14 protein-coding genes are annotated in these 13079 nt (G+C 72.2%); 6 read left to right on the top strand and 8 right to left on the bottom strand.

Features of this window, described 5'->3' with window-relative positions; all coding sequences use genetic code 11:
• Window positions 1–2: 2 nt before the first annotated feature.
• A complete protein-coding gene (locus tag ASF38_RS14615) occupies window positions 3–410 on the top strand; it encodes a DUF4439 domain-containing protein (RefSeq protein WP_055967409.1) in 408 nt (135 codons plus the stop codon).
• A 33-nt stretch (window positions 411–443) separates the two neighbouring features.
• On the opposite strand, the gene ASF38_RS14610 is transcribed toward ASF38_RS14615, so the two are convergent.
• Both ASF38_RS14610 and ASF38_RS14605 read right to left on the bottom strand, forming a co-directional pair.
• Window positions 444–2189 carry a proline--tRNA ligase gene (locus tag ASF38_RS14610; protein WP_200914554.1) on the bottom strand — a complete coding sequence of 582 codons (1746 nt, stop codon included), beginning with the start codon at window positions 2187–2189 and terminating at the stop codon, window positions 444–446.
• 79 nt (window positions 2190–2268) lie between these two features.
• On the bottom strand, window positions 2269–2631 hold the full coding sequence (locus ASF38_RS14605) for a hypothetical protein (protein WP_056576918.1): 363 nt from the start codon (window positions 2629–2631) through the stop codon (window positions 2269–2271).
• A 76-nt stretch (window positions 2632–2707) separates the two neighbouring features.
• Between ASF38_RS14605 and ASF38_RS14600 the strand changes: the two genes are divergently transcribed.
• A complete protein-coding gene (locus ASF38_RS14600) occupies window positions 2708–2998 on the top strand; it encodes a putative quinol monooxygenase (RefSeq protein WP_056576915.1) in 291 nt (96 codons plus the stop codon).
• A gap of 11 nt (window positions 2999–3009) precedes the next feature.
• On the opposite strand, the gene ASF38_RS14595 is transcribed toward ASF38_RS14600, so the two are convergent.
• A complete protein-coding gene (locus ASF38_RS14595; protein ID WP_055967397.1) occupies window positions 3010–3897 on the bottom strand; it encodes a DUF4081 domain-containing GNAT family N-acetyltransferase in 888 nt (295 codons plus the stop codon).
• Window positions 3898–3985: 88 nt separating this feature from the next.
• On the opposite strand from ASF38_RS14595, the gene ASF38_RS14590 reads away from it, so the two are divergent.
• Window positions 3986–4474, top strand: coding sequence for a universal stress protein (locus tag ASF38_RS14590; RefSeq protein WP_055967394.1), 489 nt, complete (start codon window positions 3986–3988; stop codon window positions 4472–4474).
• 17 nt (window positions 4475–4491) lie between these two features.
• Here ASF38_RS14590 and ispG read toward each other — a convergent pair whose 3' ends face one another.
• The 5 genes from ispG to ASF38_RS14565 all read right to left on the bottom strand — a co-directional run bounded on the left by ispG (window position 4492) and on the right by ASF38_RS14565 (window position 10008).
• Window positions 4492–5643, bottom strand: a complete 1152-nt coding sequence (gene ispG / locus ASF38_RS14585) for a flavodoxin-dependent (E)-4-hydroxy-3-methylbut-2-enyl-diphosphate synthase (RefSeq protein WP_055968544.1) — start codon at window positions 5641–5643, stop codon at window positions 4492–4494.
• A gap of 2 nt (window positions 5644–5645) precedes the next feature.
• Window positions 5646–6974 (bottom strand): RIP metalloprotease, encoded by a 1329-nt coding sequence (locus ASF38_RS14580; RefSeq protein ID WP_056576912.1) that lies wholly within the window; start codon window positions 6972–6974, stop codon window positions 5646–5648.
• A complete protein-coding gene (gene dxr / locus ASF38_RS14575; RefSeq protein ID WP_056554174.1) occupies window positions 6971–8218 on the bottom strand; it encodes a 1-deoxy-D-xylulose-5-phosphate reductoisomerase in 1248 nt (415 codons plus the stop codon). The genes ASF38_RS14580 and dxr overlap by 4 nt, the downstream gene beginning before the upstream one ends.
• 66 nt (window positions 8219–8284) lie before the next feature.
• A complete protein-coding gene (locus ASF38_RS14570) occupies window positions 8285–9085 on the bottom strand; it encodes an ABC transporter permease subunit (RefSeq protein ID WP_055967388.1) in 801 nt (266 codons plus the stop codon).
• Complete coding sequence (locus tag ASF38_RS14565) at window positions 9082–10008, bottom strand: ATP-binding cassette domain-containing protein (RefSeq protein ID WP_055967386.1); 927 nt, start codon at window positions 10006–10008, stop codon at window positions 9082–9084. The genes ASF38_RS14570 and ASF38_RS14565 overlap by 4 nt, the downstream gene beginning before the upstream one ends.
• A gap of 131 nt (window positions 10009–10139) precedes the next feature.
• On the opposite strand from ASF38_RS14565, the gene ASF38_RS14560 reads away from it, so the two are divergent.
• Genes ASF38_RS14560 through ASF38_RS14550 form a run of 3 tightly spaced genes read left to right on the top strand, consistent with a single transcriptional unit; the run spans window position 10140 to window position 12984 of the window.
• Window positions 10140–11300 (top strand): sensor histidine kinase, encoded by a 1161-nt coding sequence (locus ASF38_RS14560; protein WP_235497746.1) that lies wholly within the window; start codon window positions 10140–10142, stop codon window positions 11298–11300.
• The gene (locus ASF38_RS14555) at window positions 11297–11947 is read left to right on the top strand and encodes a response regulator transcription factor (protein WP_200914536.1); all 651 of its coding nucleotides are present in this window, start codon (window positions 11297–11299) and stop codon (window positions 11945–11947) included. Before ASF38_RS14560 ends, ASF38_RS14555 begins: the two co-directional genes overlap by 4 nt.
• A 56-nt stretch (window positions 11948–12003) precedes the next feature.
• On the top strand, window positions 12004–12984 hold the full coding sequence (locus ASF38_RS14550; RefSeq protein ID WP_056576909.1) for an SDR family NAD(P)-dependent oxidoreductase: 981 nt from the start codon (window positions 12004–12006) through the stop codon (window positions 12982–12984).
• Window positions 12985–13079 lie beyond the last annotated feature (95 nt).

Below are 13079 nucleotides of genomic sequence, written 5' to 3'. Positions count from 1 at the left end.
CCATGAGCACTCCGTCCCCGGTCGGCGCCCTTCAACGGCGCCTCGCCCTCGAGCACGAGGCGGTCTGGCTCGCCTCGCTGGTGGCCGGTCGCTTCTCGGCCCTGCGCGACGCCGCGAGCGACGCCCTCGTCCGCCACCGTCGGTCGCGGGACAGCCTGATCGCCCGGGTCGCGGCGGCCGGCGCCACGCCGGTGGGCCCGCAGGCGTCCTACGGCACCGCACCGGCGACGGCCGACGACGCTCGGCAGCGTCTGGCCGACGTCAGTGACCGGCTGTGCACGGCCACCCTGCCGCTCGTGACGCTCGGCGGAGCCGGCGACCGCCGCGAGGCCCTGGCCTCGCTGCGTGCCTCCGCGCTGGAGGCCATCGACTGGGGCGCCTCCCCGACCGCGTTCCCCGGACTCGGCTGACCCGGCCCGGCGGGCTGTGGTCCGTCGGGTCGATCAGCGGCACACGGCGCGCAGCTCGTCGACGAGACCCGCGACCGGCACGTCGCGTCGTGATCCCGTCGCGCGGTCCTTCACCTCGACGACACCGTCGGCCAGACCCTTGCCGACCACCACGATCGTGGGCATCCCGAGCAGCTCGGCGTCCTTGAACTTGACGCCGGGCGAGACCTTGGGCCGGTCGTCGTGGAGCACGGTGACGCCGGCGGCCTCGAGGTCGGCGACCAGCCGGTCGGCGGCCTCGAACTGCTCGGGCTGCTTGCCCGCCACGACGAGGTGCACGTCGTAGGGGGCGAGCTCGCGGGGCCAGACGATGCCGATCTCGTCGTGCGAGCTCTCCACCACGGCCGCCACGGCACGGGAGATCCCGACGCCGTAGGAGCCCATCGTGACCGTCACGAGCTTGCCGTTCTCGTCGAGCACCTGGAGCCCGAGGGCCTGCGCGTACTTGCGTCCCAGCTGGAAGATGTGGCCCATCTCGATGCCGCGGGCCAGCTCGAGCGGCCCGGAGCCGTCGGGAGCCGGGTCGCCGGCGCGCACCTCGGCGGCCTCGATCGTGCCGTCGGGCGTGAAGTCGCGGCCCGCCACGAGATCGACGACGTGGGACCCGCGGACGTTCGCACCCGTGACCCACCGGCTGCCCTCGACGACGCGGGGGTCGACGAGGTAGCGGATGCCGCTCTCGGACTCCGCGCCCAGGGCGGCCGGACCGATGTAGCCCTTGACCAGGAGCGGGTGCGCGGCGAAGTCGTCCTCGGTGAACGGCTCGACCTCGGCGGGCGAGACCTGGGTCTCCAGGCGCTTGGGGTCGACCTCGCGGTCGCCGGGCACGCCGATGGCGAGCGGCTCGCGGCTGCCGTCGGGGTGCCGCAGCACCACCAGCACGTTCTTGAGCGTGTCGCACGCGTGCCAAGGTCGGTCCTCGCGCGGGAAGTGCTCCTGCAGGTGCGCGACGAGCGTCTCGATGGTGGGGGTGTCGGGGGTCTGCTCGGCGTGCGCAGCGGGCGCTTCGTCGAGGGGCAGGGGGTCGGGCACCACGGTGGTGACGGCCTCGACGTTCGCCGCGTAGCCGCCGGGGGAACGCACGAACGTGTCCTCGCCGACCTCGGCGACGGCGAGGAACTCCTCGCTGGCCGAGCCACCCATGGCTCCGGAGTCGGCGTGGACGATGACGTAGTCCAGCCCCAGCCGGTCGAAGATCCGGACGTAGGCCTCGCGGTGGGCCCGGTAGCTGGCCTCCAGGCCGGCGTCGTCGACGTCGAAGGAGTAGGAGTCCTTCATGACGAACTCGCGTCCGCGCAGGATGCCGGCACGGGGACGCGCCTCGTCGCGGTACTTCGTCTGGATCTGGTAGAGGCTCAGGGGCAGGTCCTTGTACGAGGAGTAGAGGTCCTTGACCAGGAGGGCGAACATCTCCTCGTGCGTGGGGCCGAGCAGCATGTCGGTCCCGCGGCGGTCCTTCAGCCGGAACAGGTTCGGGCCGTACTCGACCCAGCGGTTGGTGGCCTCGTAGGGCTCACGCGGGAGCAGCGCGGGGAACCGCACCTCCTGCGAGCCGATGGCGTCCATCTCCTCGCGGACGATCTGCTCGACCTTGGCGAGCACCTTGAGCCCCAGCGGCAGCCACGAGTAGATCCCGGGCGCCACGCGACGCACGTAGCCCGCCCGGACGAGCAGCTTGTGGCTCGGGACCTCCGCGTCGGCGGGGTCGTCTCGCAGGGTTCGCAGGAACAGCTGGGACATGCGCATGGACCGACCCTATCGAGGGTGTCGGCGGCACCTCGCGCGCGAGGTGGCCCAGGGGTCGGCCCCAGGGCGTGTCCTAGCCGCGGGACGCCTTGAGCGCGGTGCGCACGAGCGGGGCCTGCAGCGGCAGACGCGCGAGGGTGCCGACCTTCCACCCCGTCGACGCGCGCCGGCTGCGCACCGCGTCGGCCGCCATCTGCAGGTTCGCCGGGAACACCCCGACGAGCAGCGCCGCCGAAGCCGTCCCGCCCGCACGACGGGTGCGGGGGTGGGCGAGCAGGGCCGCGCACGCGATCTCCACCGCGCCGGAGCCCAGGACGAGCTCGCGCTTGTACGGCAGGGGCCTCGGGACCATCGACTCGAAGAGTGCCGGCTTCACGAAGTGGGCGACCCCTGCGGCTGCGAGGAGTCCGGCGAGCGCCTTCACGTCACGATCCATGCCCGCACCCTAGCGAGGTGACCCGTGGAAGGATCGGTCCCGGCCCTGCCGACCCGACCAGCCCCAGGAGAACTCCATGACCGTCATCGCCACCCTCGAGCTCCGGCTGCGGCCCGACCGGCTGGACGACGCGCCGGCCGTCCTCGAGGAGGTCCTCGCCGAGACCCGGGCCTTCCCCGGCAACCACGGGGTCGAGGTGCTGACGGACGTCGAGGACCCCACGCACGTCACTGCCCTCGAGCGCTGGGAGAGCCTGGAGCACGACGACGCCTACCGCACCTGGCGGGCGGGCGGCGGGCAGCGTCCCGCGCTGGCCGCCCTGCTGGCTGCGGCACCCGTGCTCACCCGGTGGAGCACGTCGGACTGACTCCGGACGCCTTACAGCAGGATCGAGGCGAAGGTGTCGACCTGGCGCATCCCGACGCGGTCGTAGGTGGCGCGAGCCGGGGCGTTGAAGTCGTTGACGTAGAGCGTGACGTCGGGTGCGACGTCACGCCGGACGAGGCGCACCACGCCCGCGAGTGCCGGGGCTGCGATCCCACGGCCGCGGTGATCAGGGTGCACCCACACGCCCTGGAGCTGGCACACCCCGTCGACCGCGGCCCCGACCTCGGTCTTGAACAGCACCTGGCCGCGCTCGATGATCGCGAACGCCCAGCCCCGCGCGACGAGCTGCCCGACCCGAGCCCGGTAGCCGACGCTCCCGCCGGCCTCCGGGTCGATCCCGACCTCCTCGCGGAACATCGCGACGGAGGCGGGGTACAGCGCGTCGACCTCGTCGATCATGACGTGGCGGACCCGCGGGTCCGCCGGCAGAGCGGGGTCGTGGTCGATGGCGAGGAACGGCTGGTCGGCCCGGACCGAGCGCGCCGGGCCCCACAGCCCCTCCAGACGTGACCACAGCCGCAGCACCGCCTCCTGGGGACCCACCAGCGAGGCACTGCGGCGTCCGCCGGGGCCCGTGTCGGCGGCCAGGAGGTGCTCGGCGAAGCCGTCGATCGCCACCGCGTCGGCCTGAACCGGGACGAGGTTGGCGCCACTGTGGCAGGCGGCGACGAGCACGCCGTCCCGGAAGCAGCCGAGGATCGACCCGCCGAGCAGCACGTCGCGCAGCCCGGTCTCCGCGACGCGGTGCCGGACGAAGAGGTTGGCTCGCGCGTCGCGGGCGGTGAGGCGCACGAGGTCGGGGACGTCACCGGGGGTCAGCGCTCGGACCACCTGGTCTCCAGGCCCGGCGCCGGCACGCGCGTCGACCAGCTGGGTCATCGCGCACCTCCGTCCGTCCGCAGCACGGCGTGCCGAGACCTCGTCAGCGTAGCGCCGGAGGTGATCCCACGCCGTCCTACGATGAGTCATGACGTCACCCGGTCCCCTCGTCGTCGGTCACGACGGCTCCCGCTTCTCCGACTCCGCCCTCGCCTGGGCGCTCGACCACGCCGAGGCCGCTGGTCTGCCCGTGCACGTCGTGCGCGCCTGGTCGATCTCCACCGCCGCGCGCCCGGCCGACGCCCGCCCCGGCTTCGTCCCGGGCGTCGACGAGCTGGGCCGCGCCACGCAGGCCGCGCTCGAGGCCGACACCGCCGACGCCCGTGCGGCGCACCCCGACGTGCCGGTCACCCTCGAGGCCGTGCACGGGCCCGCGGACGACACCCTGCTCGAGGCGTCGCGCGGCGCCACCATGGTCGTGATCGGCCCCCGCGGCCTGGGCGGCTTCGCCGGGCTGCTGCTCGGCTCGGTCAGCGACCGGCTGGTCCGACACGCGTCGTGCCCCGTACTGGTGCTGCGCGGTCAGGACGACGCCTCCGCGCCGCGGTCACGGCCGATCGACAGCGTGGTCGACTAGCGGCGGTCGTCCGGGCCTCAGCCCGACACGTCGACCGAGGCGGTGGCGCCCTCCACGGGCTCCATCGTCTCGGCGATGCGCATGGCCTCCTCGATGAGGGTCTCGACGATCTTGCTCTCGGGCACGGTCTTGATGACCTCGCCCTTGACGAAGATCTGACCCTTGCCGTTGCCCGAGGCGACACCGAGGTCGGCCTCGCGAGCCTCGCCCGGTCCGTTGACGACGCAGCCCATGACGGCCACGCGCAGCGGGACCTCGAGGCCGTCGAGCCCGGCCGTGACCTGCTCGGCCAGCGTGTACACGTCGACCTGCGCGCGACCGCACGACGGGCACGAGACGATCTCGAGCTTGCGCGGGCGCAGGTTGAGCGACTGCAGGATCTGGATGCCGACCTTGACCTCCTCGACCGGCGGTGCCGACAGGGAGACCCGGATCGTGTCGCCGATGCCGTTGCCCAGCAGGTGCCCGAAGGCCACGGCGCTCTTGATGGTGCCCTGGAACGCCGGACCGGCCTCCGTGACGCCGAGGTGCAGCGGCCAGTCGCCTCGCTCGGAGAGCAGCTCGTAGGCCTTCACCATGATCACGGGGTCGTTGTGCTTGACCGAGATCTTGAAGTCGTGGAAGTCGTGCTCCTCGAACAGCGAGGCCTCCCACACGGCAGACTCCACGAGCGCCTCGGGCGTGGCCTTGCCGTACTTCTCGAGCAGGCGCTTGTCGAGGCTGCCGGCGTTGACGCCGATGCGCAGCGAGACCCCGGCATCCTTGGCGGCCTTCGCGATCGCGCCGACCTGGTCGTCGAACTTGCGGATGTTGCCCGGGTTCACGCGCACGGCGGCACAGCCGGCGTCGATGGCCGCGAACACGTACTTCGGCTGGAAGTGGATGTCGGCGATCACGGGGATCTGCGACTTGCGCGCGATGTCGGGAAGCGCGTCGGCGTCGTCCTGGCTCGGGCACGCCACGCGCACGATGTCGCAGCCGGCGGCCGTCAGCTCGGCGATCTGCTGCAGGGTGCTGTTGACGTCGGAGGTGAGCGTCGTGGTCATGGACTGCACCGACACCGGGGCGTCGCCGCCCACGTCGATCGAGCCGACCTTGATCTTGCGGGTCTTGCGCCGCGGCGTGAGGACGGGCGGCGGCGCCTCGGGCATGCCGAGCGATACGGGGATGCTCACGAGATGCTCACCGGGTTCACGATGTCGGCGTAGATCAGGATGACGCTCATGACCATCAGGATGCCACCCACCACGTAGGCGACCGGCAGCATCCTCGCCACGTCGACGTATCCGGGGTCGGGACGCCTCCGCAGCCGCGCCCAGCCCCGCCGGATCGCCTCCCACAGGGCGCCCGCGATGTGACCACCGTCGAGCGGCAGCAGCGGGATGAAGTTGAACAGCGCGAGGAAGAGGTTCAGCGAGGCGAGCAGACCGAGGATCCGCTGCGCCCGCTCGGACCACGTGGGTTCGTCGACGGTGACCAGCTCGCCGGCCACGCGGCTCGCGCCGACCACGCTGATCGGTCCGTCGGCCGGGCGCTCGGCACCGAAGGCAGCCTTGGTGACCTCGACCATCCGTACCGGGAGGTGGGCGATGGCGTCGGCCGTGGCCACCACCTGCTCACCCATCACCTCGGCCACGGTGCCGGGTCCCTGGCGTTGCATCGCCTGGGTGGGCTCCACGCCGAGGAACCCGACCCGCTCGGTGCGCTCGGGGTCGTCGACCGACGCCCGGGCGAGGACCGTGGTGGGCACCTCCGCGGCGATCTCGCGACCGTCCCGCTCCACGACGATCCGCGCCTCGCCGCCACCGTTGCCGCGGATGAGCCCCGAGAGCTGCTCCCACGAGGTGATCCGCTCGCCGTTGAACGAGACGAACCGGTCCCCCGGCTGGAGACCGGCCTGCTTGGCCGGCGTGACGGGGTCGGCGTCGGTGCACGTGCGACCGGCCTCGGCGTCGCTGATGGCACAGTCCGAGACCGCCGCCACGGTGGTGGTGGGGGTGAGCGCGCCGAAGCCCATGAGGACGACGGCGAACAGCACGACCGCGATGGCCACGTTCACCATGGGGCCGCCGGCCATCACGATGAGCTTCTGCCACCACGGCTTCTTGTAGAACAGCCGGTCGGCGTCGTCCTCGTCGACGAGCTCGTACTCGGCGTGGCGGGCGTCGCTCACCAGCTGGGTGAACAGGCCGGTGTTCGTGTCGCGGACCCGTTCGGGTGCCGTCGCTCCCCCGACGGGCACGTCCTCCTGCGAACGCCGCTCCGGCGGGAGCATGCCGACGAGCTTCACGTAGCCGCCGAGCGGGATCGACTTGATGCCGTACTCGGTCTCGCCGCGTCGGAACGACCAGACCGTGTTGCCGAACCCGACGAAGTACTGGGTGACCTTGATGCCGAACTTCTTCGCCGGGTACAGGTGGCCGAGCTCGTGCAGGGCGATCGAGGCGATGACGCCGAGGACGAAGACGACGACGCCGAGGGCGTAGACGAGCCCGGTCACGCGCGGGTCCCGCCCGGTGCTGTCACGGTGTTCGATCGCATGGAAGCTTCCTCCACCAGGGCCCTCGCCCGGTCCCGGGCTCGGGTGTCGGCCTCGAGCACGAGGTCGAGGGTCAGGTCGGCGTGGGCGACGTCGGGGTCGTCGAGGTGCTCGGCCAGGACCGCTCCCACGGTGTCAACGATGCCAAGGAAGTCCAACTCGCCGGCCACGAAGGCGTCGACGCACACCTCGTTGGCCGCGTTGAGCACCGCCGGCGCCGTCCGACCGTGCTCCCCCGCCTGGCGCGCCAGGCGGACGGCGGGGAACGCGATCTCGTCCAGGGGGAAGAACTCCCAGGCGGTCGGGGCGCTCCAGTCGCAGGCCCGGGCCGAGCCGGGCACGCGCTCGGGCCAGGCCAGCCCGAGGGCGATGGGCAGGCGCATGTCGGGCGGCGAGGCCTGGACCATCGTGGACCCGTCGACGTACTCGACCATGGAGTGCACGACCGACGACGGGTGCACGACCACGTCGATGCGGTCGAAGCCGATGCCGAACAGCAGGTGCGCCTCGATCACCTCGAGACCCTTGTTGACGAGCGTGGCCGAGTTGATCGTGATGACCGGACCCATGTCCCACGTCGGGTGCGCCATGGCCTGCTCGGGCGTGACGTCGGCCAGCTCGTCGCGGGTCCGCCCACGGAACGGTCCACCACTGGCCGTCACCAGGAGACGCTGGACGTCCTCGATCCGTTCGCCACGCAGGGCCTGCGCGATGGCCGAGTGCTCGGAGTCGACCGGAACGATCTGACCCGGTGCGGCGAGGGAGGTGACCAGGTCGCCACCGACGATCAGGGACTCCTTGTTGGCGAGGGCGAGCGTGGTCCCGGTCTCGAGCGCGGCCAGCGTCGGCCTGAGCCCGACGGCCCCGGTCATGCCGTTGAGCACGACGTCGACGTCGGCCCGGGCCACCTCGGTGGCGGCGTCCGGTCCGGCGAGCAGCTTCGGGAGGCGGTGGTCGCCCTCGGACCACCCGCGTCGCTTGGCCTCGGCGTAGAGCGCCAGCTGCACGTCCTGGGCGGCGGTGGCCCTGGCCACCGAGACCAGCTCCACCTCGTGCCGGATCGCCTGGGCGGCCAGCAGGCCCGGGTCCGAGCCGCCGGCTGCGAGCGCCACCACGTCGAACCGCTCCGGGGCGGCCTCGACCACCTCCAGGGCCTGGGTACCGATGGAGCCGGTGGAACCGAGAATGGCGACACGCTTTCGCATGTCGCCATTCTCTCTCACCGGCACCGGGTGTCCCGCCCGGGCGCCGGAGGTCTCATCGCCGTCGGGTCACTTGACCTCGGACCGACGGATCAGCCAGATGCCCAGTGCCAGCGGGATCACGAACCAGATGACCCCGGACGTGCCCAGCTGTGCCCACTCCTCGCCGGTGAGGTTGCCCTCGAACAGCTTGCTCTGCGAGAAGTTGAAGTCGATCCACGGCTGCAGGTCCTTGAACCAGTCCTGGAACGCGGCCAGGATCCCGAACACGGTCGGCAGGACGAAGCCGTACACGAAGTAGCCGACGATCGCGGCGGGCGTGTTCCGGAACAGTGCGCCGAGGGTGAAGCCCAGCAGCAGGCCCAGGATGTTGGCCAGCAGGATCGTGAGGAACTGGGTGAGCGTGACGTCCCAGTCGGCGTCGATCCCGTTGATCGCGGCACCGGCGAGGTTGCCGACCGCGCCGATCGCGAAGGCCACCAGCACGGAGATGATGCCGACGAGCACCGAGGCGACGATCTTGGCGTTGATGATCGAGCCGCGGTGCGGCACGAGCGTGAACGTCGTCAGGCCGCTGCGCTGGCTCCACTCACCCGTGACGGACAGGATCGCCACCACCGGCAGGAGGATGCCGAGCGGCACGCCGAAGGCGGTCGCGAAGACGGCGTAGGAGATGACGCTGTCGGGAGCGAACGCGATCACCGAGACGGCCGCGATCAGCGACAGCACGACGATGCTGATCATCAGCCAGCGACCGGCGCGGGTGTCGAACATCTTGCGCAGCTCGACCCGGACGAGCCGGGCGAACGGGATGCCGGGACGGTCGGTGGAGACCGACGCGGGCAGCGGGCTTGCGGTGGTGGCGCTCATGCCACGCCTCCTTCGGTGGTGGTCTTCTCGCGCTGGGTCGAGGACGTGAGCTCGAGGAACATGTCCTCGAGCCCCGCGCCTCCGGCGGGCCGGAGCTCGACGAGGGCGACGCCGGCCGCGAGGGCGGCCTGGCCGACCTGCTCGGCGCCGACGGCGACCTGCAGGCCGCCCTGGACGGCGGTGGGCTGCTGCCCGGCGCCCACGAGCGCCTTCTGCAGCTGCTCGTCGTCGACCGAGTGGACGAAGGTGGAGTCCGCTCCGCCGCGTGCGCGGTGCATGAGCTCGTCCTTCGTGCCCTGGGCGACGATCTTGCCGTGGCCGATGACGATGATCTCGTCGGCGATGATCTCGATCTCGTGCAGCAGGTGCGAGCTCAGCAGCACCGTGCCGCCGCGGTCGGCGTAGTGGCGCAGCAGGCTGCGCATCCAGTGGATGCCGGCCGGGTCGAGACCGTTGGCCGGCTCGTCGAGGATGAGCACCTTGGGATCGCCGAGCAGCGCGTTGGCGATGCCGAGCCGCTGGCGCATGCCGAGCGAGTAGTTCTTCACCCGGCGCTTGGACTCGGTGTCGCTCAGGCTGACGAGCTCGAGCATCTCGTCGACGCGGCTGCTGGGCAGACCCATGGTCAGGGCCGACAGGGTGAGGATCTCGCGGCCGGTACGGCCGGCGTGCTGCGCCGAGGCGTCGAGGAGCACGCCGACCTGCGTGCCCGGGTTGGGGATGTCGCGGTAGTCGACGCCGTCGATGAGGGCCTGGCCGACGGAGGCCGGGGTGAGGCCGGTCATGATGCGCATCGTCGTCGACTTGCCGGCACCGTTCGGCCCGAGGAAGCCGGTGACGGCCCCTGGGCGACAGGTGAAGCTGACGTCGTCGACGGCGGTGAAGCCGGCGTACGTCTTGGTGAGGTTCTGGACCTGGATCATGACCCCAGCCTGCCCGACGTGGTGCGTCGTGGGCATCCGCCACGCAGCCACGATCCGGTCGCCGAAAGTATGAGCCTCGTCGGCCGGGTGGACGTGGCACGGCCCGCACCCACGTCGGTAGCGTGACGCCGGTGAGCCCCCCGCCCCCGACCGTGACGCGATGGGGGCAGGTCTGGCGACTCCTGCTCGTGCTCGCGGTCACGGGCCTGTCGTGGGTCGAGCTCGCCCCGTGGCAGCTCGCCAACGCGCCCGGGTGGTTCGCTGCCGACATCGCGATCGGGGTGGTGAGCACGGTGGCCACCTTCCGGTGGCGGCACCGCTTCCCGGTGGCGACCGCGCTGGTCACCAACGTCGTGAGCATCGTGTCGTTCAGCTCCGGGGGCGCGGCGAGCCTCGCGCTCGTCTCGCTGGCCACGCGCCGACGCTGGCGCGAGATCGTCCCCGTCACGATCGTGGTGGCGCTGACGATCCCGGTCGTGGTGGCCATCAACCCGGTCCCGGGGCCCGACCCACGACTCGACGCCGCCGTGGTGGTCGTCGTCATCGGCCTCATGGTGGCGGTGGGGCTCTACGTCGGGTCGCGGCGTGAGCTGCTGGCCACGCTCCGCTCCAGGGCAGAGATCGCCGAGGCGGAGCAGGCGGCGAAGGTGGCGCAGGCCCGCGGCGCCGAGCGCACGCGCATCGCCCGGGAGATGCACGACGTGCTCGCGCACCGGATCTCGCTGGTCACCATGCACGCGGGGGCGCTGGCCTACCGGGACGACCTCCCGCCGGAGCAGGTGCGTGAGGCCGCCCGCACGATCCAGGAGACGGCCCACCAGGCCATGACCGAGCTGAGGGGTGTGCTCGGCGTGCTCCGCGACGGTCCCGGCGACGCGGCCCCCGAGCTGCCGCAGCCGTCCGCGGGCGACCTGCGGATCCTCGTGGAGGAGTGGGCGCGTGCCGGGATGCGCGTCGACCTGTCGGTGGACGGCGATCTCGACGACGTTCCCGACGCGGAGGGCCGCACGATCTTCCGCGTCGTGCAGGAGGGTCTCACCAACGCGCACAAGCACGCGACCGACACCGCCGTCACGGTGCGCGTGGAGGCCGAGGGCGGAGCGGGTGTGCGGGCCGTGGTGACGAACCCGCTGCGCGTCGGCACCACCCGCACCACGGCGCCACCACCGGGGGCCGGCCTGGGCCTGGTGGGCCTGCGGGAGCGGGTGGAGCTCGCCGGCGGTCGGCTGACGCAGAAGGTGACGCCCGACCAGCGCTACGTGCTCGAGGCGTGGGTACCGTGGCCGGCGTGACCCGGCTGCTCCTCGTCGACGACGACGCACTGGTGCGAGCCGGCCTGGCGCTCATGCTCGGCGGGTCCGACGAGCTCGAGGTCGTCGCCGAGGCGTCCAACGGCCGCGAGGCGGTCGCCCGGGTCCGCGAGGGCGACGTCGACGTGGTGCTGATGGACCTGCGGATGCCGGTGATGGACGGGATCGACGCGACCGCCGCGATCGTCGCCCTGCCCTCGGCGCCCCGCGTCCTGGTGCTGACCACCTTCGACGCCGACGACTACGTCGTGCGGGCGCTGGCCGCAGGGGCGCACGGGTTCCTCCTGAAGGACACCCCGCCGGCGCAGATCGTCGAGGCCATCGCCACGGTGACCTCCGGCGAGCCCGCGCTGTCGCCGGCGATCACCCGTCGACTCATCGAGCAGGTGACGGACGGGTCGGGCGACGGCCGCGAGACGCGGGCCGCGGTCCTGGTGGCGTCGCTGACCGACCGCGAGCGCGACGTGGCCCGGGCGATCGGGAGAGGCGCGTCCAACGCCGAGATCGCCTCGGAGCTGCACCTCAGCCTCGCGACCGTGAAGGCGCACATCTCCCACCTCTTCACCAAGCTGGACGCCGTGAACCGGGTGCAGGTGGCGATCACGATGCACGACGCGGGCCTCCTGTAGCGCACGGCACGTCGTCTGGAGGTGCCTGCAGCGATCCACCTCTCTAGCGTGGAGGCATGTCCTCGACGCTGACCGACCTGGCCGACACGATCCTCGACAAGACGGTGCTGCCCGGGTACTCCAGCATCGGACCGCGGCTGCGTCGTCGCTGGTGGCCGGCCGACCCCGAGCCCGACTCGCTCCGAGGTCGCCACGTGGTCGTGACGGGAGCGAGCGGTGGCCTGGGCGCCGCGGCGGCGACGGGACTCGCCGAGCTCGGCGCCACCGTGCACCTGGTGGGACGCAAGGCCGACCGCCTGGCCGACGCCGCCGGCGAGATCCGCCGCTCGCTACCGTCGGCCGAGCTCCGCGAGGAGGTGTGCGACGTCAGCGATCTAAACGACGTGCGCCGCTACGCGGAGCGTCTTCGGGCCGACCTCGGCGCGCTGCACGCGATCGTGCACGACGCCGGCGTCATGCCGACCGAGCGCACGGAGTCGGCACAGGGTCACGAGCTGACGCTCGCCACGCACGTGCTCGGCCCGCTCCTGCTCACCGAGCTCGTCCGCCCGCTGCTCGAGGCGGCCGACGACGGGCGCGTCGTGTGGGTCTCGTCGGGCGGCATGTACACCGCCCCGCTCACGGAGGCACTCGTGGACGACCTGCAGTACCGCGAGGGCACCTACGACGGCGTGCGTGCCTACGCCCGCACGAAGCGGCTGCAGGTCGTGGTGGCCGAGCTGCTCGCCCAGCGGCACCCGCAGCTGCCGAGCCACTCGATGCACCCCGGTTGGGCGCAGACCCCCGGCATCACCGACTCACTGCCCGGCTTCGCCAAGGTCCTGGGTCCGGTGCTCCGCACGGCCGCCGAGGGCGCCGACACCATGGTCTGGCTGGCTGCGGTGCCCACGTCGCGGACCGGGCAGGACGGGTTCTGGTGCGACCGCCGACGTCGCTCGCCGCACTACGCCCCGTGGCCGAAGGAGGACCCGGCTCTTCGGCGCCGCGTCTGGGACCGCGTGGCCACCTGGGCCGGACTCGACGTCGAGGGCTCCTGAGCGCTCCCCCTGCCGGTCGTCTCGACGGGATGTGGACGACCCGTCGCCTCCGCTGGGCCTGCACGCGCTGCTGAGTCGCTGTGGTCTGGTCGTGC

It is taken from the genome of Aeromicrobium sp. Leaf272 (genome assembly GCF_001422865.1).
In the GTDB taxonomy this organism is placed as follows: Bacteria; Actinomycetota; Actinomycetes; order Propionibacteriales; family Nocardioidaceae; genus Aeromicrobium.
Note: the sequence above shows the minus strand (reverse complement) of the source record. Positions and strands in the feature narration are given on the sequence as shown.

Bases quoted from the DNA above. Each gene is read 5' to 3' on its own strand.
- ASF38_RS14615 (WP_055967409.1), top strand. From the start codon at position 3: ATGAGCACTCCGTCCCCGGTCGGCGCCCTTCAACGGCGCCTCGCCCTC.
- ASF38_RS14610 (WP_200914554.1), bottom strand. From the start codon at position 2,189: ATGTCCCAGCTGTTCCTGCGAACCCTGCGAGACGACCCCGCCGACGCG.
- ASF38_RS14605 (WP_056576918.1), bottom strand. From the start codon at position 2,631: ATGGATCGTGACGTGAAGGCGCTCGCCGGACTCCTCGCAGCCGCAGGG.
- ASF38_RS14600 (WP_056576915.1), top strand. From the start codon at position 2,708: ATGACCGTCATCGCCACCCTCGAGCTCCGGCTGCGGCCCGACCGGCTG.
- ASF38_RS14595 (WP_055967397.1), bottom strand. From the start codon at position 3,897: ATGACCCAGCTGGTCGACGCGCGTGCCGGCGCCGGGCCTGGAGACCAG.
- ASF38_RS14590 (WP_055967394.1), top strand. From the start codon at position 3,986: ATGACGTCACCCGGTCCCCTCGTCGTCGGTCACGACGGCTCCCGCTTC.
- dxr (WP_056554174.1), bottom strand. From the start codon at position 8,218: ATGCGAAAGCGTGTCGCCATTCTCGGTTCCACCGGCTCCATCGGTACC.
- ASF38_RS14570 (WP_055967388.1), bottom strand. From the start codon at position 9,085: ATGAGCGCCACCACCGCAAGCCCGCTGCCCGCGTCGGTCTCCACCGAC.
- ASF38_RS14565 (WP_055967386.1), bottom strand. From the start codon at position 10,008: ATGATCCAGGTCCAGAACCTCACCAAGACGTACGCCGGCTTCACCGCC.
- ASF38_RS14550 (WP_056576909.1), top strand. From the start codon at position 12,004: ATGTCCTCGACGCTGACCGACCTGGCCGACACGATCCTCGACAAGACG.